We start from the raw sequence: 944 nt of genomic DNA, 5'->3' as shown, positions 1-944 counted from the left end.
GAAAAGACCTATAGATAACAACGTATATAATTAATGGCTAGTTATAGCTTGCTTACGAAAATCTTTGCAGATTTTCTATTCGGTTTTTATTTACTAAATTAGGTGCTGAAACACGCCACTAATCATATACAAACACGTTGTACAACATTTGAGAAATGACTTCCGAAATCGAGAAAAGTAATAGAAAAATACTGTACTTACTGAAAAAGAAATTCCCAATGGAAGTTGCAAAAGGAATTCGATTTGATTTAAGTAAATATTCAATTATTCCAAAAGGTAAGTTTTTAAAAAACATCTACACTTGGAAATTAACGGAATTTGATTTTGATATTTATTTACTATCTATTCGCAATTCATATAAAACTGAAATAATGGGAACTGGCGGAGAGTCAATGATTGAAATAGATACTGAAAGCAAACATAATGGTTTGATTTTAAAAACCGAATCAAATCTTCCTGAACTAATAATTAGACCTGCTTATCTGAAAGAAAAAATTGCAAATCTAATCCTCAGATTTGACAAAAAACTTGATGATAGAAAAGAGTTCAACAAAAAATACATTTTGGAATCGTCATTAAGCCAAACAAAATTAGAAAACATAATAACACGAAATTTAACAGATGAATTGATTAAAGTCAATGGATTTAGTTTGGAATTTAAAGACAATACAATCTTTTTAAAATTCGAAAAAGAATTTAATGAGGAAGATTCTATTAAACTTATAAAACTTGGAAAAACAATAGAAACGGAATTAAAAAACGTTGTACAACACCGTATATAATTTATTGCTAGTTCTAGCCTACTTACGAAAACCCTCGCGGATTTTCTATTCGGTTTTTATTTGCTAAATTTAGTGCTTAAACACGCAACAAACCATATACAAACACGTTGTATGTAATTAAAAAAAATGAGAATAACGACAATAATTTTAATGTTTTTTACA

Annotated in this window: 1 protein-coding gene; it reads left to right on the top strand. The window is 27.8% G+C overall.

Annotation, left to right across the window (positions count from 1 at the left end; translation table 11 throughout):
* Positions 1–155 precede the first annotated feature (155 nt).
* A complete protein-coding gene (locus tag ACVCZW_RS00405) occupies positions 156–782 on the top strand; it encodes a hypothetical protein (protein WP_452231343.1) in 627 nt (208 codons plus the stop codon).
* Positions 783–944: the final 162 nt, after the last annotated feature.

The organism is Lacinutrix sp. MEBiC02595 (assembly GCF_053601555.1).
Note: the sequence above shows the minus strand (reverse complement) of the source record. Positions and strands in the feature narration are given on the sequence as shown.